The organism is Sphingomonas sp. GlSt437 (assembly GCF_048015635.2).
Taxonomy (GTDB): Bacteria; Pseudomonadota; Alphaproteobacteria; order Sphingomonadales; family Sphingomonadaceae; genus Sphingomonas.
In genome coordinates, this window is record NZ_JBPGYA010000002.1 from 405,642 (window position 1) to 427,697 (window position 22,056).

The window sequence follows — 22,056 nt, forward strand, 5'->3', positions numbered from 1 at the left end:
GGGCGTAGCAAATTAGCCACAGCGCCAGCTTATTGATACAAATTTAAGACAATTTGCGCCCTTTGGACGCACTGGCCGCTTGCATTCGAATGCGAAAGACGCTCTCCTCCTTAATGAACGTAATGTTCATGAACCAGGGGGTTTGCAATGAAGCTTTATCGTTTCCTAGGCGCGACCGCGCTCGCAGGCACGTTCCTCGTCAACCCGGCGATAGTCTTGGCGCAAAAGGCGGATAAGCCCGCTGCGACGACCGCTCCAGCGGCGAGCGACGACGACGACAAGAACGTGATCGTCGTGACCGGGTCGCGCATCGGCCGCAGCGCACTCGATTCGCCGGCGCCAATCACGATTCGCAGCGCCGACGATCTGCTCGATCGCGGCCAGATTAACCTTGGCGACGCGTTGAACGACCTGCCGCAGCTCCGCGCGACCTTCAGCCAGGCCAACTCGACGCGCTTCATCGGCACCTCGGGCCTCAGCATTCTCGATCTGCGCGGTCTCGGCACCGCGCGCACCCTGGTGCTGGTCAACGGCCGTCGCCACGTCACGTCGGTTCCCGGCAGCTACTCGGTGGACGTGAACACGATCCCCGCCGATCTGCTCGACGGCGTGGAAGTCGTGACCGGCGGTAACTCGGCCGTTTACGGTTCGGACGCTATTGCCGGCGTCGTCAACTTCAAGCTGAAGACCGACTTTGAAGGTCTTAAGATCCAGGGTCAGGGCGGTGCATCGCAGCGCGGTGACCGCGGCTCATACTTCGCGTCCGGCGTTTATGGCCGCAACTTCAACGAAGGCCGCGGTAACATCGCGATTGCGGGCGAGTTTTCCCGCCTCAACCCGCTGTTCTTCATCGACCGCCCGGATCAGACCGGCGCGTATAACGGTCGTTCGCAGTTCAATTTGTCTCAGAATCCCGCGTTGGAACCGCCGGGCGGCAACGGTATTCCCGATCTTCAGTTTTTTACTAATGTGCGCAATGGCACGATTTTCGATGGTGGCGGTCTGAACGCCATCTGTAATGCGACCGTTGCCACTGACATTACGCGATGCCGCCAGTCGCCCAACGCTGCGACGACGACCCTCCGCGGTCAGCGCTATGCCTTCAATAGTGCCGGTCAGTTAGTACTGAGCAATCCTTCGCTCGATTTTCGTGACATTACGGGCGGCGGCAGCAGCAATACCGTTGGTGGCCTTGGCTCGACCCTGCGCAACACTGGCCAGTTGAATCCGCTCAACCAGCGCTATTCGTTCAACCTTGTGGGCCATTATGACTTCTCGGATTTGCTCGGCGTCTTCGTGGAAGGCAAATACGTTAAATACAAGGTGAACCAAGAAGGCCAGCCAAGCTTTTCAACGGGCTTTGGCGCCTTGACCAACAACGTCAGTTGCAGCAATGGCTTCCTGCAGGCAAGCGCTCTGGCGACGTTGCAGTCCATCGGTTACTGCGCGACCCCGACCGGCGTGTTCCCCATCAACCGCTTTAACGTAGATTTCGGCGGACGCGGTGAATTGCAGAACCGCGAACTGTATCGCATCGTTGGCGGCTTCAAGGGCACGTTTAACGATAACTGGAAGTATGAGCTGGCTTTCAACTATGGCCACTATTCAAGCTTCCTGCGGTCGCTCAACAACCTGCGCCTTTTCGACCTGAACGGCAATCCTGACGGTTACTTGCTGGCGGCAAATGCCGTTACGGCACCTGTTGGTTACACCGGCAGCAACTTCGTGCTTGGCCCAAGCGGCAACAAGGTGATCTGTAACGTCAACGCCGGGGTCGGCGGCAATGTCCGCCCGGATTGCGTGCCGATCAATTTGTTTGGTGTCGGCGCGCCGTCGCAAGCGGCACTGAACTTCGTCAACACGACCGCGACACGCGTTCAGCGTGCCAGCGAATTCGACGCCACGTTCAACCTCACTGGCGATCTGGGCAAATATTTCACGCTGCCCGGCGGCCCGGTCAAGTTCAACGTCGGCGCCGAATATCGTGCGGAAACTGCGTTTGCGCAGTACGATCCATTGACCAAGTCCGGCGGAACGTTCTTGAACGCCATTGCCGATTTCACGCCGCCGGCACAGAAGACGGTTGAAGGCTTTGGCGAAATTGAGTTGCCGATCCTGAAGGATGTGCCGTTCGCGAAGGAATTCACGCTTTCCGCCGCAACCCGTTACTCAAGCTATAACAGCAAGACGGGCGGCGTGTGGTCGTACAACATCGGCGGTGTTTGGGCGCCCATTCGCGATCTGCGCTTCCGTGGCAGCTACGCAGTCGCGGTTCGCGCACCGACGCAGAGCGACCTTTATCTCTCTCCGTCGCAGAACTTCGCATTCGTTACCGACCCATGCGACGTTCTTGCGATCAATACCGGCGGGCCTAATCGCATCGCGAATTGCCAAGCCGCTGGTATTCCTAATCTTGCGACGTTCGCCAACACTCCATTCCGCCAGCAGTCGCAAGGTTTCCTCAACGCCGGCAACCCGAATTTGCTGGCTGAAACCGGCAAGAGCTTCACGGTCGGCTTCGTTGCCGAACCGAAGGGGCTGCGCGGCCTGTCGCTGACCGTCGATTATTACAACATTGAGGTCACGAACCTCATTGCGTCGCTCGGTCTGCAGACGATCCTCAATCTCTGCTACGACTCGCCGAGCCTGAACAATCAGTATTGCGCACTGCTGCAGCCCCGCGATCCAACAACGGGCTTCTTCCCGAACGGCAACGTCGGTACCGCTGCTGGCGTCAACTTTGCGAAGCAGCGCACGTCGGGTATCGATGCCGAGCTGAATTACACCAAGCGGTGGGACAGCGGCTGGAAACTGAACGCGAACGTGTTGTTCACTTACCTGTTCGAGCGGACCAACTTTACCAACCCCGCCAACCCGGCTTTTGGTACGGCACAGTTGGGCAACACCGGTGACCCGCAAACCGAGGGCTCGCTGTCGCTGACCGTACAGTCTCCGCACGGCCTAAGCCTTCGTTATCAACTCCAGTATATCGGCGTGCAGGCGACGACGAGCGTTGCGTTTGAGAATACGCACACGTTCCAGGGACGCGCACCGACGTACCCCAATATTGCGAGCGTTACGAGCTATCCGCAGTACACCTACTCGAATATCCGCCTGTCGCAGGATATCGATAATAAGAAGTTCCAGTTCTACGTGGGCGTCGACAACCTGTTCAATCTGTACCCGCCCTACGGCACTCTGGGTACTGGCTCGGGTGACGCAATCTACCAGAACTATGGGCGTTACTTCTATTCTGGCTTCAAGATCAACTTGGGCCCGAACCTGCGCTAAAACGCAGCCACTAGAAAAAATTGAGGCGCCTCGCATTGCGGGGCGCCTCTTTTTTTGCCTTCACATATCCGGGTTAGAAACGCCCACCCAGCCCCGTGAGCAATTCATATTGCGACATACCGCTTGCCGCTGCTGCTCGCGGCAAGGCGTAGTCGAGCGCGACCCAATCGCCCTCGGCAACGTCCACGCCCGTGACATCGACCGCCGTCAAATCCATCGAGACGCGACCAAGCACGGGCAACGCGACATCACCGGCAAAAGCGCGGCCGTGGTTGGAAAATCCGCGAAAATAGCCATCGGCATAGCCGATATGCAGGATCGCGACTTCTACGTTGCTCGCCGCGACATAGGTTGCACCATAGCCGATACTCTCACCGGGGCGCACAGTGCGGCGCTGGATCACGCGGGCTTCGGGCGTTGCGACCATTCGCATATGCGCCAGTTCCGCGCACGGGACACCGCCGTACAGCGCAAGCCCCGGCCGGGTGAGATCGAATGCATAATCGGGCCCGAGCGCAATGCCGGCGGAATTGGCGAGGCTCAGCCGGCCCGCGCCCGTCTGACCTTTAAGCGCCGCGAAGGCATCGCGCTGGCGGCCATTCATCGGCACATCCTCGTCAGCGCAGGCGAGATGGCTCATCAGGATATCGATGGTCAGCCCCCGCAATGCCCCATCCGCGATATCCTCAGGCGCGATGCCGAGCCGGTTCATCCCGGTATCGACCATCACATGGCATTCGCCGCCGCCGGCGTCACGCCATCGCGCGATCTGATCGAGGCTGTTGAGCACCGGGCGCACCAGCCCCGCTTTTGAAAGCTCAAGCGCCGCCGGCATATCCTCATCGAACACGCCGTGCAGCACCGACAGATCGAGGCCCAGCGGCGCCAGCTCGATCGCTTCCGCCCAGGTGGCGACGAAGAAATCGCGGCAACCAGCTTCGGCGAGCGTCTGCGCAACGCGCTTGGCGCCAAGGCCATAACCATTGGCCTTCACGGCCGCGCCACACGCCGCCGGCGCGCTCATTCGGGCCAGTTCGCGCCAGTTGGCAGCGAGCGCATCGGCATCGAAGCGCAAGCGGAGTGGGCTTGGCGGCGCTTGGGGTAAAGAGCTTGTCATCGCTGCCCGGTTAGCGGCGCCAAGCGACCGACGCCAGCCATCAGCCGCGCGAGCGCGTCACCGAAACGCCCGGTCGCTGCTCCGCAAAGCGACCAATGTCACCACCAGCGCCATGGCGACCACGCCCCAGGTATACCACAGCCCGGCATAGGGATTGCCCGTCTTCACAATGATGAACTGGCTGATGAACGGCAAAAAACCGCCGAAATAGCCGGTGCCGAGATGATAGGGGATCGACATTGAGCTGTAGCGGATGCGCGGCGGGAAGATTTCGGCAAGCAGCGCCGCGACCGGGCCATAAGTCACCCCCGACAGGGCTGACAGCGCCATGATCGCCAGCACGATGATGACCATCTGGCGCGGGCTCGGATGGACCTTGGCGAGCGAATAGCCATTGGCGGCGAGCATCTTGTCGAGCGCTTCGGGCCGGCTGTCGCTCGCCGTCAAGCCGCCGATCGTCACGACCGTCGCCGGTTCGTGCACCGTGGTGTAGGCAACGCCCTTCTTCGAGAAATAATCGAGCAGCTGCGCGCATTTGTCGGGCTGCGTCTTGGCGAACACATCGTAGCGGCAATCGGGCCCCGACACGATCACCGGTGCGCGCGCCGAAGCGCGAGCCAGCGCCGGATTGGCGGCATTGCCGATCGTCAGGAAGATCGGGAACAGCAGGATGAGGGTGATCGCATAGCCGAGCACGATCGGCGTCTTGCGGCCGACCTTGTCGGACAGCCAGCCGAACAGCACGAACCAGAACAGCCCCGCCCCCGCACCGATGCCGACCAATATCTGCGCGGTCGTCTCGTCCACGCGCATCGTTGCCTGCAGGAACGAGAGCACGCTGAACATGGCAGTATACCAGATCACCGTCAGCCCGGCGGCGATGCCGAACAGCGCGACGAACAACCGGCGCAGGTTACCCGGGTAAGTGAAGCTTTCGATAAAGGGATTGGCGGCGGTATGGCCCGCCTCTTTCATCTGCTGGAATACCGGGCTCTCAGCAAGCATCAGCCGCATCCACAGCGACACCGCGAGCAGCAGCAGCGAGAAGATGAAGGGCAGCCGCCAGCCCCATGCGTCCCAGACCTCCGGCGCGATCACTTGTTTGGTGCCGAGCACGACGATCAGCGACAGGATGAAACCGCCAGCGACACTTGCCTGGATAAAGCTGGTGTAGAGGCCGCTCTTCCCCGGCGGCGAATGCTCGGCGACGTAGATCGCCGCGCCACCATATTCGCCGCCCAGCGCCAGCCCCTGCAGGATGCGGAGCAGAATGATGATCATCGGCGCCGCAAGCCCGATTGAACCCGCCGACGGCACCAGGCCAACGCCTGCGGTTGCAATACCCATCAGGGTGATGGTGACCAGGAAGGTATATTTCCGCCCCAGCCGATCGCCAAGATAGCCGAACAACACTGCGCCCAGCGGCCGGAACCCGAAGCCCACAGCAAAGCCGGCCCAGGCAAGCAGCGTCTGCACCATCTCGTTATTGGTCGGGAAAAAGGTGCGGCCGATAATGCCGCTTGCCGCCAGCGTGCCGTAGATGAAGAAATCATACCATTCGAAGATCGTGCCGAGCGACGAGGCAGCGATGACGAGCGGAATGCCCCGCTCGCGCTTTGCGCTGCCGCCTTCAACCACTGCCGTCGCCATCTCGCTCCCCTTCCGTCTTTTCGGGCAGGATGGACGGAAATGGCGGCGGCGGCAACCGCTCAGCCGGCGCCGTTGAGCAGCCGGATGATGCCCGAGAAATCGAGCCCGCCCTGCCCGGCATCGGCAAAGCGCTGGTAAAGCTCGGCGGCGCGTGCGCCCATCGGAGTCTGGGCATGCGCGCCTTCGGCTGCCGCCATCGCGAGCTTCAGGTCCTTGAGCATCAAGGCGACGGCGAAACCACCCTGATAATCGCGGTCGGCGGGTGTTTCCGGGCCGACGCCGGGCACCGGGCAATAGCTCGTCATCGACCAGCTTTGGCCTGACGAGACCGAGCTGATGTCGTAAAATTTCTGCGCGTCCAGCCCCAGCTTTTCGGCGAGCAGAAACGCCTCGCAGGTCGCGACCATCGTCGCGCCGAGCAGCATGTTGTTGCAGATCTTGGCGGCTTGCCCCGCGCCATTGCCGCCGGCATGGATCACCGCCTTGCCCATCGCCGCGAGGATCGGTTCGGCGCGCGCGAAGCCGTCGTCGCTGCCGCCGACCATGAAGGTTAGCGTGCCGCCCGCCGCCGCCGCGATGCCGCCCGACACTGGCGCGTCGACCGCGACGAGCCCCCTGGCGGCGGCGGCCTCCGCCACGCGCTTGGCGGTGGCGACGTCGATCGTCGAGCTATCGATCAGCAACATGCCGGGTGTGGCTATGGGGAAGACGGCGTCGGCGTAGACGCTTTCGACGTGGTGGCCAGCGGGGAGCATGGTGACGACGACCTCCGCCCCCTCGACCGCCGCCGCCGCACTCTCGACAGGCAAGCAACCCGCCGCTTTTGCCTTGTCGAGCGCGTCGACCGACAAATCGAACGCGCGCACATCATGCCCGGCCTTAGCGAGGTTCGCGGCCATGCCACCGCCCATATTGCCGAGGCCGATGAAAGCGATTGCGGTCATTTTCCGTCTCCCAAGCGTCTATCCGTCATCCCAGCGAAAGCCGGGATCGCGTGCATCGACGCGTCTGTAGGATGGCGAGCGACCCCAGCTTTCGCTGGGGTAACGAGCGGGTCACCGCCCCGTCCACTTGCCAGGCCGCTTCTCGACGAACGCCGCCATGCCTTCCTTCTGGTCCGCCGTACCGAACAGCCCGTGGAACAGCCGCCGCTCGAACAGGATCCCCTGGGCCAGCCCCGTTTCGAACGCGGCGTTGACCATTTCCTTGTTGGCGATGGTAGCGAGGGGCGGCATCGCGGCAATGGCCGCGGCTGTTTTCAGCGCCTCAGCAATCAGATCGGCGGCCGGAACCACGCGCGCGACGAGGCCCGAGCGCTCGGCCTCAGCGGCGTCCATCATCCGCCCCGTCAGACACATTTCCATCGCCTTGGCCTTGCCGATCGCACGCGTCAGCCGCTGCGATCCGCCCATGCCAGGCGAAACGCCCAGCTTGATTTCGGGCTGGCCGAACTTGGCGGTGTCGGCAGCGATGATGAAATCGGCCATCATCGCGACCTCGCAACCGCCGCCCAACGCATAACCCGCGACCGCCGCGATCCAAGGCTTGCGCGTCGCCGTCACCCGCTCCCAGCCAGCAAAGAAATTGCTGCCGAACATCTCGGCGAAGCCCTGATCCGACATTTCCTTGATGTCGGCGCCGGCCGCGAACGCCTTTTCGGATCCGGTCAGCACCAGGCAGCGTTGGCCGGGATCGGCATCATAGGCGGCGAAGGCATCGATCAGCTCGGCGAGCACTTGCGAATTGAGCGCGTTGAGTGCCTGCGGGCGGTTAAGCGTTACGAGCGTGACCGCGTCGTGATGCTTGACGAGGATGGTTTGGTAGTCGGTCATGGCAGTCTCTCCGCAATCCCCAAATTCGTCATCCCGACCTCCCTCCCGTCATCCCAGCGAACGCTGGGATCGCGAGCCAAATCGCGCTCCCTCTGCCGCCAGCGGCCCCAGCTTTCGCTGGGGCGACGGCTAGGCCGGCGTCCACGCCTCCGCTTCGGGCAAGGGCGCAAAAATCTCATCGATCAATGCATCGGACACGCCTTCCGCTGTCGCGGGGTTCCACTTCGGCGCATTATCCTTGTCGATGATCACCGCGCGGACGCCCTCGATAAAGTCGTGCCGCATCACGACGCGCGCACCGACGGCATATTCCTGGCGCATTTCGGCAGCGAAATCGGGCATCGCCGCGCCTTCCCTCAGTAGGCGGAGCGAGACCTTCATCGTCTGCGGCGATTTGGTCGCCAGCGTCGCCAGCGTCTGCCGCGCCCAATCGCTGCTATCGGCTTCGAGCGCCGCCAGCACGGCTTCGAGTTTGTCGTACGCGAACAGGCGATCGATCGCTTCCCGGTGCGCCAGCAGCTTGGCCTCGGGAACCGACGCGGCCAGCTCGGCTAGGATCTGCTCGATGCTCGCCGGGTTAGCGGTAATCCGCGTTTTCGCTTCGTCCAACGCCGCACTCGGCAGATAACGAGTCGCCAAACCCAGCGCGTGGCATTCGGCACCGTCAGCGCGATAGCCGGTCAGCGCCAGATACTGCCCCACCCGTCCCGGCAATCGTGACAGATACCAGCCGCCGCCGACATCCGGGAACAAGCCGATCCCCGTCTCGGGCATGGCCAACCGCGTGTTCTCGGTCGCTACCCGATAGCGCGCGGGCTGGCTGATCCCGACGCCGCCGCCCATCGTAATGCCGTCCATGAACGCCACGACCGGCTTGGGATAAGTGAACAGCCGGTGGTTCATCCGATATTCGGTGTGGAAGAAGGCGCGCGCCTCAACCCCGTCCTTCGCGCCGCTCTCGGCCAGCATGCGGATGTCGCCGCCGGCACAAAAGCCGCGGCCTTCCGCGTGATCGATCAAGACGACCTCAACAGCGGAGTCATGCTCCCACGCTGCCAGCGCCTCGAGGATTGCCGCGCACATGCTGGTGTTAAGCGCGTGAATCGCTTGCGGCCGATTGAGCCGGATGCGCCCGGCGCGACCGTCGATGAACGTCAGGACCTCGCTGGTCACTGCCGCGTCAGCTCACGGCCGACGATCATCCGCATCACCTGGTTGGTGCCTTCCAGGATCGAATGGACGCGCAGGTCGCGCCAGAAGCGCTCGATCGGATAGTCGCGCAAATAGCCATAGCCGCCATGCAGTTGCAGCGCCCGGTCGACGATCGACGAGCCGCTGTCGGTCGCTAGCCGCTTCGCCATTGCCGAGAAGCGCGACTTGTCGGGGGCGTTGGCGGTCACCTTGGCAGCGGCGATGTAGAGCAACGCGCGCGCTGCCTCGAGGTCAGTCGCCATATCGGCCAGCATGAACTGGGTGTTCTGGAAGTCCGCGACCGGCTGGCCGAATTGCTGACGTTCTTTCGTGTATTTCACCGCTTCGTCGAGGCAGCGCTGCGCGCCGCCGAGCGAGCAGGCCCCGATATTTAGCCGCCCGCCGTCGAGCCCCGCCATCGCGAAGCGGAAACCATCGCCTTCCGCGCCGACGCGGTTGGCCACGGGCACCCGGCAATCCTCGAAAATCACCTGCGCGGTCGGGCTGGCGTTCCAGCCCAACTTGCGCTCAGGCGCACCGAACGACAGGCCGGGCGTGCCCTTCTCGACGACAATGCACGAGATGCCTTTCGACTTCTCCTCGCCCGTACGCACCATGCAGACATAGATGTCGTTATAGCCCGCGCCCGAGATGAACTGCTTGGTGCCGTTCAGCACATAATGATCGCCGTCGAGCCGCGCGCTCGTCTTGAGCGCGGCGGCGTCGGAGCCCGATCCCGGCTCGGTCAGGCAATAGCTCGCGATCTTGTCCATGCTGACAAGATCGGAGAGAAAGCGCGCCTTGACCTCGTCACCGCCGAAGCGATCGATCATCCACGCCGCCATATTGTGGATCGAAATGAACGCGGAGGTGGCCGGGCAGCCATAAGCCATCGCTTCCATGATCAGCGCCGCTTCCAGCCGGCCAAGGCCGATGCCGCCCGATTCCTCGGATACATAGATGGCGCCGAAGCCGAGCTCGCCCACCGCCTTCCAGACATCAACGGGGTAATGGCTCTTCTCATCCCATTCGCCGGCGAACGGCGTGATGCGATCGGCGGTGAATCTGCGCGCGAGTTCCTGAATTTCGCGCTGCTCGTCGGTCAGATCGAATTGGGTCATGGCCAGCGCGCTCTATCGCGGCGCGCGACCGAATCCTAGGGGGCGATGACGGCTTAGCCCGGGTTTGCCGCAGTAGCTGGCGCGGCCGCCACAGCAGGACGCAGCACCCGCTCGGCGAACAGGCGATTGCCGATGCGCGGCTCGGTCCGGTCATAGCTGAGCGGGCCGCCGACATGCTTCTCCCAGCCGAGCGCCTCGGTCAGCGTCCCGTTGGACGGCACGGCGAGTGGCTGGCGATAAACCGGATCGGCATAAGCGGTATCGGCGTCGACAATCTGCCAGCCATCCTTGCGCAGCGCCGCCACCAGCGGGCCGACATAGCGCGCGGCGAGATCGGTTTCGTGAAGTAGCAGCATGTGTGCGGGCGAACGGCCAATCGCCTTGCGCATCACCGCGTCTGAAAAATCCGCCGCTTGCACCATCGTCTCGACATAGAGATCGCGCAGCGCCGCATCGTCGAGCGGCTTGCCGGCTTTGTGCGTGTCTGCGGCAAGGCGCTCGATATTCCAGTCCGAACCGTCGACCGTCACCGCCGCGACCAGCAGCCCGCGCGCCTGCAGCCCGGCAAGCAGCGCGCGGTGCTTGTCCATGTCGTGGCCGCCCTGATCGAGCCCGGGGAAGCGGAACCAGGGCCGATAGCCTCGGCGGCCTTTCAGCCACGCTTCCGCCTTGTCGACATCGGTCAGGAAAGCGTCCGCCGACAATCGTGACGCGTCACGGTGCGAAAAGCTGTGATCGGCGATGACATGGCCGGCGGCGACATAAGCCATTACGCGCGCATCGCCGCCGGTGCGCGGGCCGATGCGGCTGGGATTGACGAAGAACGCCGCCTGGCCGACGCCGGCATCGCGCAACGCCCCGATCAGGATGCCGGTGCGCTGGATCGGGTCATAGAAAGCACCTGGCCCGCGCGGCACGTCGTCAAACGACAGCGCGATGCGCTTGGCATCGATGGGCGGGGCGATGGGGCTCGGCGGCGCTGGGCGGATGTCCGGCATCAGCGCGACCGGCACCGCCAACGCACCGAGCAATAGCGCGACGTGCAGCATTTGGCGGATCGGCCCGATCACTCTTTCCTGTTCCCCACCCGATTCGCCGCCATGGCGCTGCCGTGCCGATCTGCCACGGGATTGGGGCAGTGTCAGCGGGTTGCGCGCGGCACCGCGACCGGAATTGCCCCGTTATGGGTGGCGATCAGCTCGAAGCCGATGCCATAGGCTGCCTCAAGCGGCGCTGGCGCGATCACCTCGGCGGGTAATCCATGCGCGAGCACGCGCCCGTCGCGAAGCAGCACGACATGGTCGGCGACACGCATCGCATGATGCAAGTCATGAAGGATCAACACCACGCCGACGCCGGTTGCCGCGAGCGCCCGCAAGCGCTCGATCAGATCGATTTGATGCGCCGGATCGAGGCTGGCGAGCGGCTCATCGGCGATCAGCCAGCGCGGCTCGCCGGCCAGCACGCGCGCCAGCAGCACACGCGCGCGCTCGCCGCCGGACAGCGTGTTGACCGGTCGATCGGCAAGCCCGGCTGTGTCGGTTGCCGCCATAGCTTGCTCGATCGCGGCGCGGTCAGGTGCGGCAGGCGCCGCGAAGCGATCGCGCCACGGCAACCGCCCGAGCGTGACCAACTCAGCGACGGTCAGCGGCCAGCTGACCTCGGCACGCTGCGGCAGATAACCAATGCGCCGCGCGCGTTCTGCTGCAGGTATGGCGGCTAGATCGTCATCGTCGACGCTGATCCTGCCTTGATAACCGATCAGCCCGGCCGCAGCGCGCGCCAGCGTCGTCTTGCCCGCGCCGTTCGGCCCCAGCACGACGCTGACTGCACCCGCACCGAACCGTGCGCTCACCCCGTCGAGCACCGGCCGCTTCCCAAGCGCGACGCTGACCCGGTCGAGGATCAGCCCCACGTCCGCCCGCCATCGCGCAGCAGCAGCGCCAGGAAGAACGGCGCGCCGAGCATGGCCATCGCAACGCCGAGCCGAACTTCGCCCGCGCCGGGTACCAGCCGACATAGCGTATCGGCCGCCAGCACCAGCGCCGCGCCGCCGAGCATGCTCGGCAGCAGCAGCGCGCCGGGCCGCGACCCGAACACGGGGCGCAGCAGATGCGGCACGATCAGCCCGACAAAGCCGACCACCCCCGTCGCCGCGACGCCCGCACCGACCGTCAGCCCGGTGCCGAGCACAACCAGCCAGCGCAGCCGGTGCATGCCGATGCCGAGCGAGCGCGCGACATCCTCGCCCAGGCTCAACGCATCGAGCGCGCGGCTGGTTAGTAATAACAGCGCCATGCCGATGACGAGGAACGGCGCCGCCATCGCGACATCATCAGGGCCGCGATCGGTCAGCGCGCCCATCAGCCAATCGATCGCCTCGGCGACGGCATAGGGATTGGGCGCGATCGAGATCACGAACGTGGTGAGCGCGCCGCCCAGGCTGGCAATTACCGTGCCCGCGAGCACGAAACCGACGAGGCTGCCCGATCGCGCCGCCAACAGCGCCAGCAGCGCCATCGCCCCGCCCGCGCCGAGCATCGCGGCGGCGAACATCACTGCCGGGCCGCCGAGCCCGAGCACGATTGCCGCCACCGCGCCGAGCGCCGCCATTGACGACACACCGAGCACCGCCGGATCAGCAAGCGGATTGCGCAGATAGCCCTGCAGTACTGCCCCGGAAAGGCCAAGCGCGCCGCCCATCAACGTGCCGAGGATCGCGCGCGGCAAGCGCAGCTCAAGGATGATCGGCCAGCGCGGATCGCTCGACCCCCAGGCCGATAACGGTACCCACGCCTTGCCGAGCATCAACGATGCGGCGAACAGCAGGGCGACAAGCAACATCATCGCCGTGAGCTTGGACGCGCGGTTCATGGCGCGCCGGCCCGGATCGCGCGCAGCCGCGCCATCGCTGCGATGATCGTCGGGCCGCCGCAATTGATCAGCCGCCGGGGAAAAGTCGCGAACCGCGTGCGCCCGCCGAGCAGACGCGCCCGCACCATCGCCCCGCGCTCGCTGGGGTCGGGCGCCAGGATCAGCGCCGGCGGCTTGGCGAGCAGCGTCTCGCTGCTGACCGTGCCGCTGTGAGTCAGGCCATAGTCGCCGGCCGCATCGCGCAAGCCCGCGCGCGCCAGCAGCTCATCGAGCAAAGTGCCCGGGCCCGTCGCGAAATCGCCACCGAGGAACAGCAGCGTCCCGGGAGTCGGCCCCGATGTCGGCGACCGACCAAGTGCCGCATCAATCCGTGCCACTATCTGCTGCCCAGCGCGCGGCGCCCCGACCGCCTGGGCCAGGGCGATCACTTGCGCACGGCTTTCGGCGACCGTCGCCGGGGCGCCGAACTCGATAACGCGCAAGCCCGCCCGCCGATAGGCCGCGCGGCTGACCGCCGGCGTCAGCGTATCGGCTACGACAAGATCGGGGTGGAGCGCGATCACTTCCTCCGCCGTGCCCCCCGTCGCACGAAAGCGCCGTGCAACGTCAGCGGGGATCGAACTGCTGCCGGGATCGAGGGAATAATGGCTGATCGCGGCGATCCGATCCGGCGGCACCAGCTGCACCAGCATCGCATCGGCGCACGGGTTGGTCGACACGATCCCGCCGCTAGCACTGGGTGCTGCCGAGCATCCGCTCAGCAACAGCGCCAGCAGCGGGATCGCGCGCAGCACTAGGCTACAGCTTGGCGCGCACGCCGACATAAGCGGCGCGCGGATAGGTGCCGTAGCCGGCCACCGTCTGGTAGCGCGCATCGCCGACATTCTCGATGCGGCCATAGACCGCGAAATGCTTCCCGATCGGCAACTCGGCGCGCAGGTCGACCAGATCATAAGCGTTCAGCCGCCTGAAATTGCCGGCATCATCGAAGCTGTCGCCGACGTGACGATACGTCCCGCCGAACGACAGCCCAAACGGCAACTTGTAATCCGCCGACAGGTTGAACAACTGGCGCGGCCGGCGCGCGAGCTGATGACCGAAATTGGCGCCGGCCGATCGGTTGATCGCATCGATAAAGCTGTAATTGGCGTTGATCGTCAGCGCGTCGACCGGCCGCAGCTCGAGCTCAGCCTCGATGCCCTGCGTCCGCGTGCGATCGATATTGCTATAGGCGAAAGTGGCGAGGTCGAAATCAATCTGGTTGGTAGTGTCGCGATGGAACCACGTTAGCGCCGCCCGCAGCCGACCGTCGAAAGCGCGCTGTTCCAGGCCGATATCATAGCTCTGCGCGGTCTCGGGCTTGAGCGCGGGATCCCCGAAAAAGCTGTAAAGCTGGTAGAGCGTCGGCGCCTTGAAGCCCTCGCCATAGCTGGCGCGGATCAGGGTCGTATGGGTGACGCGCCACGCCGCGTCGGCGCCGAAGGTGACATGGCCGCCAAAGCTGCGATGCGCGTCGTAACGCACCCCGCCGGTCAGCGTCAGCGCCGCAACCGGCTTGACGATCGCTTCGCCATAGCCGCTGGTGATGCCGGTCGAGGCTGGCGAGAAGCCGTCGGTGAAGCGGCTGTCCTCATGCTCGGCGCCGAACACGAGGCGAACATGCCTCAGATCGAGATCGCCCTGATAGCTGTAACGCTCGCTGCGGCCGCGTGCGAGAAACTCCAGCGTCGGCGTCGCGGTGGGATCGAAATTGTCCCGATGAATGTCCGCGATGGTGAAGTCGACGCGGTTCTTGAGCCGCCCGTCAAACGCCGAAGCGTGCAGACCGGCATAACCGTAGATTTCACGCGAGGTCGAATATTCGGGCGTGTCGGCAAGCGTGTAGGTCGGCGGCGGAAAGCCATCGAGATCGACATGGCTACGCGCATAATAGAGCCGGAAATCGGCACCGACGGAATCGCTGAGCGCGACCTCCACGCGGCCCACCGCACCCGCCTGGTTGAACCCGTCGCGCTCGCGGCCAATGGCGGCGGCGGAAATGCCGTCGGTCCGGTCATAACCGCCGGCAAGCGACGCGCGCACCGGCCCGGCGCCAGCTGATACGGCGCCATTGGCGTAGACCGTGCCAGCATAGCCGCCCTCGATCTGGCCGTGCGCCGAAAGCTGGTCGGTTGCCGGCGCGGTCACCACGTTCACTACGCCGCCAATCGCCTGGCTGCCCCACGGCACCGAGTCCGGCCCGCGCAGCAACTCGACGCGCTGGACGCTGCCGGCCAGCAACGTACCGAAATCGAAACCGCCGCCCGGGGACGACGGATCGTTGACCCGCACGCCGTCAATCAGCACCAACGTCTGCTCGGCCTCCGCGCCGCGAATACGCACGCCGGTGAAAGTGCCGGTGCCGCCATTGCGACTGACCGTGACGCCGGGCGTGGTGGCGAGCAGATCGGAAAGCGATACGGTCTGGCGCTGCTCGATGGTGGCGCGATCAATGCGGGTTATTGCCTGGCCAATATCGTCAACAGGCTGATCGGCGCCCGTTGCGGTAACTACGATTTCGGGCCTGATCCGCTCGTCTAGAATCATGACATCGTCGGTGGGGTTCGCGGCTTCGGGCACAGCTTGGCCAGCCAACAAAAGGAGAGGTAGAAAAACAGTCATCAGACGTACCCTTCAGCAAGGCCGCCCGACCATCGTGCCGAGCGACCCGGTTACGTCGCTCGCTCGGGGGTTTCTCCCCCCGTCCGCCCGGTGCACCCCGCCCGCGCGATGGATCGACTGTGGAAGGCAGGTCTCCTGGCTCCCGGCTCAAGCGCCGGCGCCCCGCCTTCCCAGTCCCTCGAAAGAGTCCAGTGGCATCATCGGGCGCCGACATCGCCGGCTACAGTTGCGGGGGCAGCGTCGGTCTGGGGCGTCGCCGCCCGCACCGCACTTCCCTTTTGATCCCCTTTCGGGGAACCCTCCACACCATCAGGCATTAGGCACGCAACGATCGAAGTGCAACGTTTCTAACACTACCGACCAAAGGCCTAAGCCAAGGCATTGAGACATTTCTGATACAATTTTCTACTGGATTGGGAAGCGATCCTGTCCCATCGGGGCAACGCACGCTGCCGTGCTGCGTCCATCAACCCCCGCCCCGCCACGCCTGCGGGGCGCTGCCAGGAAATGAGACGACGACCGTGACTTCGCGACTGTCTGCCGCCACCTCGCTGATTGCCCTTGCCATCGTCGCGGGCTGTTCGGGTGGCAAGCAGAAGCAGGATCAGGGCCCGCCCGAGGTCGGCTATGTGACGGTGCAGCCGACCAGCGCCGAGCTGACGACCGAGCTTGGCGGGCGAACCGCAGCCTTTCAGGACGCGCAGGTGCGGCCGCAAGTCAACGGCATCATCCGCAAGCGCTTTTTCACCGAAGGCGCGATGGTTCACCAGGGACAAACGCTCTACCAGATCGACCCGAGCCTTTATCGCGCGGCTGCCGATCAGGCCGCCGCCAACCTCGCCAGCGCAACCGCCAATGCCGAAGCTGCACGCGCCAAGGCGGAGCGCTACAAGCCGCTCGCCGATATCGAGGCGGTCGCCAAGCAGGATTACACCGACGCCCAGGCGCTTGCCCGGCAGACCGCAGCTGCCGTCGCGCAGAACCGCGCGGCGCTTGCGTCGGCACGGATCAACCTGCGCTACACCACTGTGCCGGCGCCGATCACCGGCCGCATTGGCCGATCGCTGTTCACCGAAGGCGCGCTGGTCAGCGCGAACCAGGCCGATCCGCTCGCGACAATCCAGCGGCTCGATCCGATCTATGTCGACATCCAGGAATCGAGCGCCGATCTGCTCGCGCTGCGCCGCGCGCTCGCGACCGGCGGCGTCGTGCCGGCAACGACGACGGTGCATCTGAAGCTCGAGGATGGCAGTGACTATCCGCTGACCGGCACAGTCGAGTTCGCCGAAGTCGTGGTCAACGAAGCGACGGGCACGGTCACGCTGCGCGCGCGCTTCCCCAATCCGCAGGGACTGTTGTTGCCCGGCATGTTCGTGCGCGCGGTATTCGCCCAAGCGATCACCAACCGCGCTTTCCTGGTGCCGCAGCAAGCGCTGAGCCGCGACGCCAAGGGCGTTGCGACGGTGCTCGTGCTCGGCCCCAACAACAAGCTCATCCAGCGTACCGTCACCGCCGACCGGACGCAGGGCGCGTTCTGGATCGTAACGCAAGGCTTGAATGCCGGCGACAAGGTCGTGACCGAAGGCTTGCTCCGCGTCCATGCCGGCATGGCGGTCAAGCCGGTGCCGGCCGGCTCGCCAGTGCGCGTCGGCGCGCGCCAGCACAAGTCATAGGCAATCGACGCCGATGCTATCGCGTATCTTCATCGATCGGCCGATCTTCGCCTGGGTGATCGCGATCATCATCATGCTGCTCGGCGCCGGCGCGATCCTGTCGCTGCCGGTCGAGCAATATCCCGATGTGGCACCGCCGCAGGTCAATATCCGCGCCACCTATCCCGGCGCGTCGGCGCTGACGCTCGAAAACAGCGTGACCCAGATCATCGAGCAGCAGCTGACCGGCATTGACGGCCTGCTGTATTTCAGCGCGAGTTCCTCTTCGCGCGGTGCGGTGTCGATCTCGGCGACGTTCCAGAAAGGCACCAATCCCGACATCGCGCAGGTGCAGGTGCAGAACAAGGTGCAGCAAGCGCTGAGCCGCTTGCCGCAGCAAGTGCAGCAACAGGGCCTGACCGTCACCAAGTCGAACCCCGACTTTCTGATGATCTTCGCGATCTACGACGAGTCCGATCGCATGACCAATCAGGACGTGTCGGACTATCTCGTCTCCAATCTGCAGGATCCGATCGCGCGGTTGCCCGGCGTCGGCGACACCAATGTGTTTGGCGCGCAATATGCGATGCGCATCTGGCTCAATCCGTCGAAACTGCAAAGCTACGGCCTCAATGCGGGAGACGTCGTCACCGCGGTGACGGCGCAGAATACCGAGGTTGCGGCGGGTGAAATCGGCGGCCAGCCCGTGCCCGAGACGCAAATGCTGAACGCCACGGTGACGGCGCAATCGCGGCTCTCCACGCCCGAGCAGTTCCGCAACATTGTGGTCAAGACAGCGACCGACGGCTCGGTCGTTCGGCTGGCCGATGTCGCGCGGGTCGAGCTGGGCTCCGAAAATTACGGCATCCGCAGCCGCGTCAACGGCCATCCCGGCGCGGGCTTCGCGGTCAGCCTCGCGCCCGGCAGCGACGCGCTCAAGACCGCTGATCTCGTCAAGGCCAAGGTCGCCGAGCTCTCGCGCAATATGCCGCCGGGCTTCAAGGTCGCCTATCCGCTCGATTCGACGCTGTTCATCAAATTGTCGGTCGAAGAAGTGGTGTGGACGCTGATCGAGGCGATCATTCTGGTCGTGCTCGTCATGTTCCTGTTCCTGCAGAACTGGCGCGCGACGCTGATCCCGACGATCGCGGTGCCGGTGGTGCTGCTCGGCACCTTCGCGGTCTTTGCGGCGCTGGGCTTTTCGATCAACACGCTCACCCTGTTCGGGCTCGTGCTGGCGATCGGCCTGCTCGTCGACGATGCGATCGTCGTCGTCGAGAATGTCGAGCGCCTGATGCGTGAAAATCCGGACATGAGCGCCCGCGACGCCACCATTCAATCAATGAACGAGATCAGTATCGCGCTCATCGCCATCGCGCTGGTGCTGTCGGCGGTGTTTCTGCCGATGGCGTTTTTCGGCGGCTCGACCGGCGTCATCTATCGCCAGTTCTCGATCACCATCGTCTCGGCAATGGTGCTGTCGGTCGTCGTCGCGCTGATCCTGAGCCCGGCGCTGACCGCGACGCTGCTCAAACATCATCAGCCCAGTAAGCAGCGCGGGCCAATCGCCGAGCGGCTCGACCGGTTCGGCAAGGCCTTCAACGAACGGTTCGACCGGCTGGTGGAGGGCTATGTCACGCGTGTGGAACGGGTGGTTGATCGCAAGCGGCTGTTCCTGTTGATCTATGCCGGCATCGCGGTGCTGCTCGCGTTGCTGTTCGTGCGGCTGCCGACCGGCTTTCTGCCGATCGAGGACCAGGGCTATGCCCAAGTGCAGTTCACCCTGCCGCCGGGCGCGACGCTGGGGCGCAGCCTCGGAGTCCAGCAACAGATCGAGAAATATTTCCTCAACCAGGAAGGCAAGAATGTCAGTGCCTTGCTGACCGTCACCGGCTCAGGCGGCGGCGGCTCGGCGGGCGGGCAGAATCAGGGTCGCGGCTTCGTCGCCTTTACCGACTGGGCCGATCGCCACGGCAGCGACAACGGCGCCGAGGCAATCACGCGGCGCGCGACCAAAGCGCTTTCCGCCATTCGCGACGCACGGATCAACGTCGTTCAGCCCGGCGCGATCCGCGGTCTCGGTCAATCGAACGGCTTCACCATGGAGCTGCTCAACTCGGGCGGCTTGTCGCGCGCCGATTTCGTTGCGGCCAAGGACAAATTGCTGGCGGAAGCGCTTGCCGATCCGGCGCTGGCGCAAGTCCGCCTGACCGAGCTCGACGACCAGCCGACGCTGCAAGTGAATATCGATCAGCAAAAGGCGCAGGTGCTCGGGCTCAACATCAACGACGTCAACAACACGTTGTCGACGGCCTGGGGCGGCCGCTACGTCAACGATTTCGTCGATCGCGGGCGGGTGAAGCGGGTGTACGTGCAGGGCGACGCGCCGTATCGCGCAGCGCCCGAGGACCTGTCGCAATGGTATGTGCGCGGCGCGAGCGGCCAGATGGTGCCCTTCTCCGCCTTTGCATCGGAAGGCTGGTCGTCGGCGGCGCCGAGCTTGTCGCGCTTCACCGGCATCCCGTCGTTCGAGTTCTCGGGCCAGGCCGCGCCCGGCCGGAGCTCGGGTGACGCGATGAACCGCATTGCCCAACTCGCCAGCCATTATCCCGGTACCAGCGTCGCGTGGAGCGGCCTGTCCTATCAAGAGCGGCTGTCGACCGGGCAGGCGCCGATCCTCTACGGCCTGTCGTTGCTCGTCGTCTTCCTGTGCCTGGCGGCGCTCTACGAAAGCTGGACGATCCCGGTGGCGGTGCTGCTCGTCATTCCGCTCGGGCTGATCGGCGCGATCCTGTTCGTCACGCTGCGCGGCCTGCAGAACGACGTCTATCTCCAGATCGGCCTGCTGACGACAATGGGGCTCGCCGCCAAGAACGCCATTTTGATGATCGAATTCGCCGAGCAAGCGGAAAAGCAGGGCAAGCGCGTCATCACGGCCGCTTTGGAAGCCGCCCGCATCCGCTTGCGGCCGATCCTGATGACGAGCCTTGCCTTCATGGCCGGCGTGTTCCCGCTCGCGATTGCCTCGGGCGCGGGCGCCAACAGCCGCATCGCGATCGGCACGGCGGTGATCGGCGGCATGCTGAGCGCGACGGTGCTCGCGGTGTTCTACATTCCGCTGTTCTTCGTCATCGTCCGGCGGACGACGCGCGATGCCTTCAAGCGCCTGCACCATGAGCCGCCCGCGCCACCCGCGCCCGAACCGGAGCCTGCGGCATGAAGCGCTTGATCCTCCTTGCCGGGCTTGCTGCGGGTGGCTGCTCGATGGTGCCGCACCTCGATCGGCCCAAACCGCCGGTGCCCGAGAGCTGGCCGGTGGGCGACGCCTATCTCAAGGCGAATGAGGCGACGCTGCCGCATGTCGATTATCGCGACATCTTCCGCGATCCACGCCTCCAGCAAGTGATTGCCGCCGCGCTCGCCAATAACCGCGATCTGCGCGTGGCGGCAGCGAATATCGAGGCCGCACGCGCGCAATTCCACATCGATCGCGCCGCCGAGCTGCCGCGCATTTCCGAAACGGCGAGCGTGACCGAATCGGATGCCGGCACGGGCCGCACCAACGCCAATGGCAGCAAGGTAACGGGCGGCGCGCGGACCAACTACGCGCTCAACACCAACCTGTCGGCGTTCGAGATCGATCTGTTCGGCCGCGTCCGCGCGCTCGCCGAAGCCTCGCAGGATCGCTATTTCGCCACCGAAGCTGGCGCGCGCGCGACGCGGCTCTCGCTGGTCGCGTCGGTCGCGACGGCGTGGCTCAATTATGCCGCCGACGAGACACTGCTCGCGATCTCGCGCGACACAGCTGCCAATGCCGAGCGGCGGCTGAAGCTGGTCAAGGCACGGCTCGACGGCGGCATCGCGCCGCGCTCCGACTATACCGCTGCCGAGACGATTCTGGCGACCGCGCAGGCCGATGTCGCCAACCAGACGACGCTCGCCGCGCAGGACATGAACGCGCTGCAATTGCTCGTCGGCGCGCCGGTCGATGCCGCGCTGCTGCCCGCCTCGATAGACGATGCCGACAAGAGCATCGCCGAGCTGCCCGCCGGGCTCAGCTCCGATATCCTGCTGCGCCGCCCCGATGTCGTGCAGGCCGAATATCAGATGCGCGCCGCCAATGCGCAGCTCGGCGCGGCCAAGGCAGCGCTGTTCCCGACCATTTCGCTGACCGCAGCCGGCGGTCTTGCCAGCAACGCGCTCACGCGGCTCTTCACCGGTGGCGCGTTCAACTATTCGGTGACGCCGCAGGTCAGCTATAACCTGTTCTCGGGCGGCGCCGGGCGCGCGGGCGTGCGCGAGGCGAGCGCCAATCGCGACGCGGCGGTCGCGACCTATGAGAAAGCGATCCAGTCCGCATTCCGCGATGTTGCCGATGCGCTCGCGCGGCGCGGCACGATTGATGATCAGCTCGCGGCGAACCTGAACCTCGCCGAGGCTGCGCGCGACAGCTTCCGGTTGACCGACGCCCGCTACAAGGGCGGCATCGACCCGATCCTGACCAGCCTAGACGCGCAGCGCACGCTCTACACCGCCGAGCGCACGCTGATCGCCACGCGGCTCGCCAAGGCCAGCAACCTCGTCACGCTCTACCGCGTGCTGGGCGGCGATGCGCAGCTCGACGCGAACCCCAAGGGTCCGGCCGACCGCTAGCGGCTGATCTGCTG

Annotated in this window: 15 protein-coding genes and 1 riboswitch; of the genes, 4 read left to right on the forward strand and 11 right to left on the reverse strand. The window is 64.9% G+C overall.

The window, feature by feature from the left end; translation table 11 throughout:
- The first annotated feature begins 147 nt into the window (after nucleotides 1–147).
- Nucleotides 148–3,291 carry a TonB-dependent receptor domain-containing protein gene (locus ACLB0R_RS11425; RefSeq protein WP_416643565.1) on the forward strand — a complete coding sequence of 1,048 codons (3,144 nt, stop codon included), beginning with the start codon at nucleotides 148–150 and terminating at the stop codon, nucleotides 3,289–3,291.
- 73 nt (nucleotides 3,292–3,364) lie between these two features.
- Here ACLB0R_RS11425 and alr read toward each other — a convergent pair whose 3' ends face one another.
- The 11 genes from alr to ACLB0R_RS11480 all read right to left on the reverse strand — a co-directional run bounded on the left by alr (nucleotide 3,365) and on the right by ACLB0R_RS11480 (nucleotide 15,695).
- On the reverse strand, nucleotides 3,365–4,408 hold the full coding sequence (alr, locus tag ACLB0R_RS11430) for an alanine racemase (protein WP_416643564.1): 1,044 nt from the start codon (nucleotides 4,406–4,408) through the stop codon (nucleotides 3,365–3,367).
- 57 nt (nucleotides 4,409–4,465) lie between these two features.
- On the reverse strand, nucleotides 4,466–6,058 hold the full coding sequence (locus ACLB0R_RS11435; RefSeq protein ID WP_416643563.1) for an MFS transporter: 1,593 nt from the start codon (nucleotides 6,056–6,058) through the stop codon (nucleotides 4,466–4,468).
- 59 nt (nucleotides 6,059–6,117) lie between these two features.
- Nucleotides 6,118–7,002 (reverse strand): 3-hydroxyisobutyrate dehydrogenase, encoded by an 885-nt coding sequence (gene mmsB / locus ACLB0R_RS11440; protein WP_416643562.1) that lies wholly within the window; start codon nucleotides 7,000–7,002, stop codon nucleotides 6,118–6,120.
- A gap of 111 nt (nucleotides 7,003–7,113) precedes the next feature.
- Nucleotides 7,114–7,890: an enoyl-CoA hydratase gene (locus tag ACLB0R_RS11445; protein ID WP_416643561.1), complete on the reverse strand. Its 777-nt coding sequence runs from the start codon at nucleotides 7,888–7,890 to the stop codon at nucleotides 7,114–7,116.
- Between the two features lie 129 nt (nucleotides 7,891–8,019).
- Nucleotides 8,020–9,063: an enoyl-CoA hydratase/isomerase family protein gene (locus ACLB0R_RS11450; RefSeq protein WP_416643560.1), complete on the reverse strand. Its 1,044-nt coding sequence runs from the start codon at nucleotides 9,061–9,063 to the stop codon at nucleotides 8,020–8,022.
- Nucleotides 9,060–10,202 carry an acyl-CoA dehydrogenase family protein gene (locus tag ACLB0R_RS11455; RefSeq protein WP_416643559.1) on the reverse strand — a complete coding sequence of 381 codons (1,143 nt, stop codon included), beginning with the start codon at nucleotides 10,200–10,202 and terminating at the stop codon, nucleotides 9,060–9,062. Before ACLB0R_RS11455 ends, ACLB0R_RS11450 begins: the two co-directional genes overlap by 4 nt.
- A 53-nt stretch (nucleotides 10,203–10,255) precedes the next feature.
- Nucleotides 10,256–11,272 carry a polysaccharide deacetylase family protein gene (locus ACLB0R_RS11460; RefSeq protein WP_416643558.1) on the reverse strand — a complete coding sequence of 339 codons (1,017 nt, stop codon included), beginning with the start codon at nucleotides 11,270–11,272 and terminating at the stop codon, nucleotides 10,256–10,258.
- A 71-nt stretch (nucleotides 11,273–11,343) separates the two neighbouring features.
- Nucleotides 11,344–12,117, reverse strand: a complete 774-nt coding sequence (locus ACLB0R_RS11465; RefSeq protein ID WP_416643557.1) for an ABC transporter ATP-binding protein — start codon at nucleotides 12,115–12,117, stop codon at nucleotides 11,344–11,346.
- On the reverse strand, nucleotides 12,108–13,076 hold the full coding sequence (locus ACLB0R_RS11470; protein WP_416643556.1) for a FecCD family ABC transporter permease: 969 nt from the start codon (nucleotides 13,074–13,076) through the stop codon (nucleotides 12,108–12,110). Before ACLB0R_RS11470 ends, ACLB0R_RS11465 begins: the two co-directional genes overlap by 10 nt.
- Nucleotides 13,073–13,870, reverse strand: a complete 798-nt coding sequence (locus ACLB0R_RS11475; protein ID WP_416643555.1) for an ABC transporter substrate-binding protein — start codon at nucleotides 13,868–13,870, stop codon at nucleotides 13,073–13,075. Before ACLB0R_RS11475 ends, ACLB0R_RS11470 begins: the two co-directional genes overlap by 4 nt.
- A 4-nt stretch (nucleotides 13,871–13,874) precedes the next feature.
- Nucleotides 13,875–15,695, reverse strand: a complete 1,821-nt coding sequence (locus ACLB0R_RS11480; protein WP_416643554.1) for a TonB-dependent receptor plug domain-containing protein — start codon at nucleotides 15,693–15,695, stop codon at nucleotides 13,875–13,877.
- A gap of 150 nt (nucleotides 15,696–15,845) precedes the next feature.
- Nucleotides 15,846–16,054: riboswitch (cobalamin riboswitch) on the reverse strand.
- 204 nt (nucleotides 16,055–16,258) lie between these two features.
- Between ACLB0R_RS11480 and ACLB0R_RS11485 the strand changes: the two genes are divergently transcribed.
- The 3 genes from ACLB0R_RS11485 to ACLB0R_RS11495 are packed head-to-tail and all read left to right on the forward strand — an operon-like array spanning nucleotide 16,259 to nucleotide 22,042.
- Nucleotides 16,259–17,410, forward strand: a complete 1,152-nt coding sequence (locus tag ACLB0R_RS11485; protein WP_416643553.1) for an efflux RND transporter periplasmic adaptor subunit — start codon at nucleotides 16,259–16,261, stop codon at nucleotides 17,408–17,410.
- Nucleotides 17,411–17,423: 13 nt separating this feature from the next.
- On the forward strand, nucleotides 17,424–20,609 hold the full coding sequence (locus ACLB0R_RS11490) for an efflux RND transporter permease subunit (protein WP_416643552.1): 3,186 nt from the start codon (nucleotides 17,424–17,426) through the stop codon (nucleotides 20,607–20,609).
- Entirely contained in the window at nucleotides 20,606–22,042 is a 1,437-nt protein-coding gene (locus ACLB0R_RS11495; protein WP_416643551.1) for an efflux transporter outer membrane subunit, read from the forward strand. The genes ACLB0R_RS11490 and ACLB0R_RS11495 overlap by 4 nt, the downstream gene beginning before the upstream one ends.
- The last annotated feature ends 14 nt before the right edge of the window (nucleotides 22,043–22,056 follow it).

Bases quoted from the DNA above. Each gene is read 5' to 3' on its own strand.
- ACLB0R_RS11495 (WP_416643551.1), top strand. From the start codon at position 20,606: ATGAAGCGCTTGATCCTCCTTGCCGGGCTTGCTGCGGGTGGCTGCTCG.
- ACLB0R_RS11445 (WP_416643561.1), bottom strand. From the start codon at position 7,890: ATGACCGACTACCAAACCATCCTCGTCAAGCATCACGACGCGGTCACG.
- alr (WP_416643564.1), bottom strand. From the start codon at position 4,408: ATGACAAGCTCTTTACCCCAAGCGCCGCCAAGCCCACTCCGCTTGCGC.
- ACLB0R_RS11425 (WP_416643565.1), top strand. From the start codon at position 148: ATGAAGCTTTATCGTTTCCTAGGCGCGACCGCGCTCGCAGGCACGTTC.
- ACLB0R_RS11470 (WP_416643556.1), bottom strand. From the start codon at position 13,076: ATGAACCGCGCGTCCAAGCTCACGGCGATGATGTTGCTTGTCGCCCTG.
- ACLB0R_RS11455 (WP_416643559.1), bottom strand. From the start codon at position 10,202: ATGACCCAATTCGATCTGACCGACGAGCAGCGCGAAATTCAGGAACTC.
- ACLB0R_RS11435 (WP_416643563.1), bottom strand. From the start codon at position 6,058: ATGGCGACGGCAGTGGTTGAAGGCGGCAGCGCAAAGCGCGAGCGGGGC.
- mmsB (WP_416643562.1), bottom strand. From the start codon at position 7,002: ATGACCGCAATCGCTTTCATCGGCCTCGGCAATATGGGCGGTGGCATG.
- ACLB0R_RS11490 (WP_416643552.1), top strand. From the start codon at position 17,424: ATGCTATCGCGTATCTTCATCGATCGGCCGATCTTCGCCTGGGTGATC.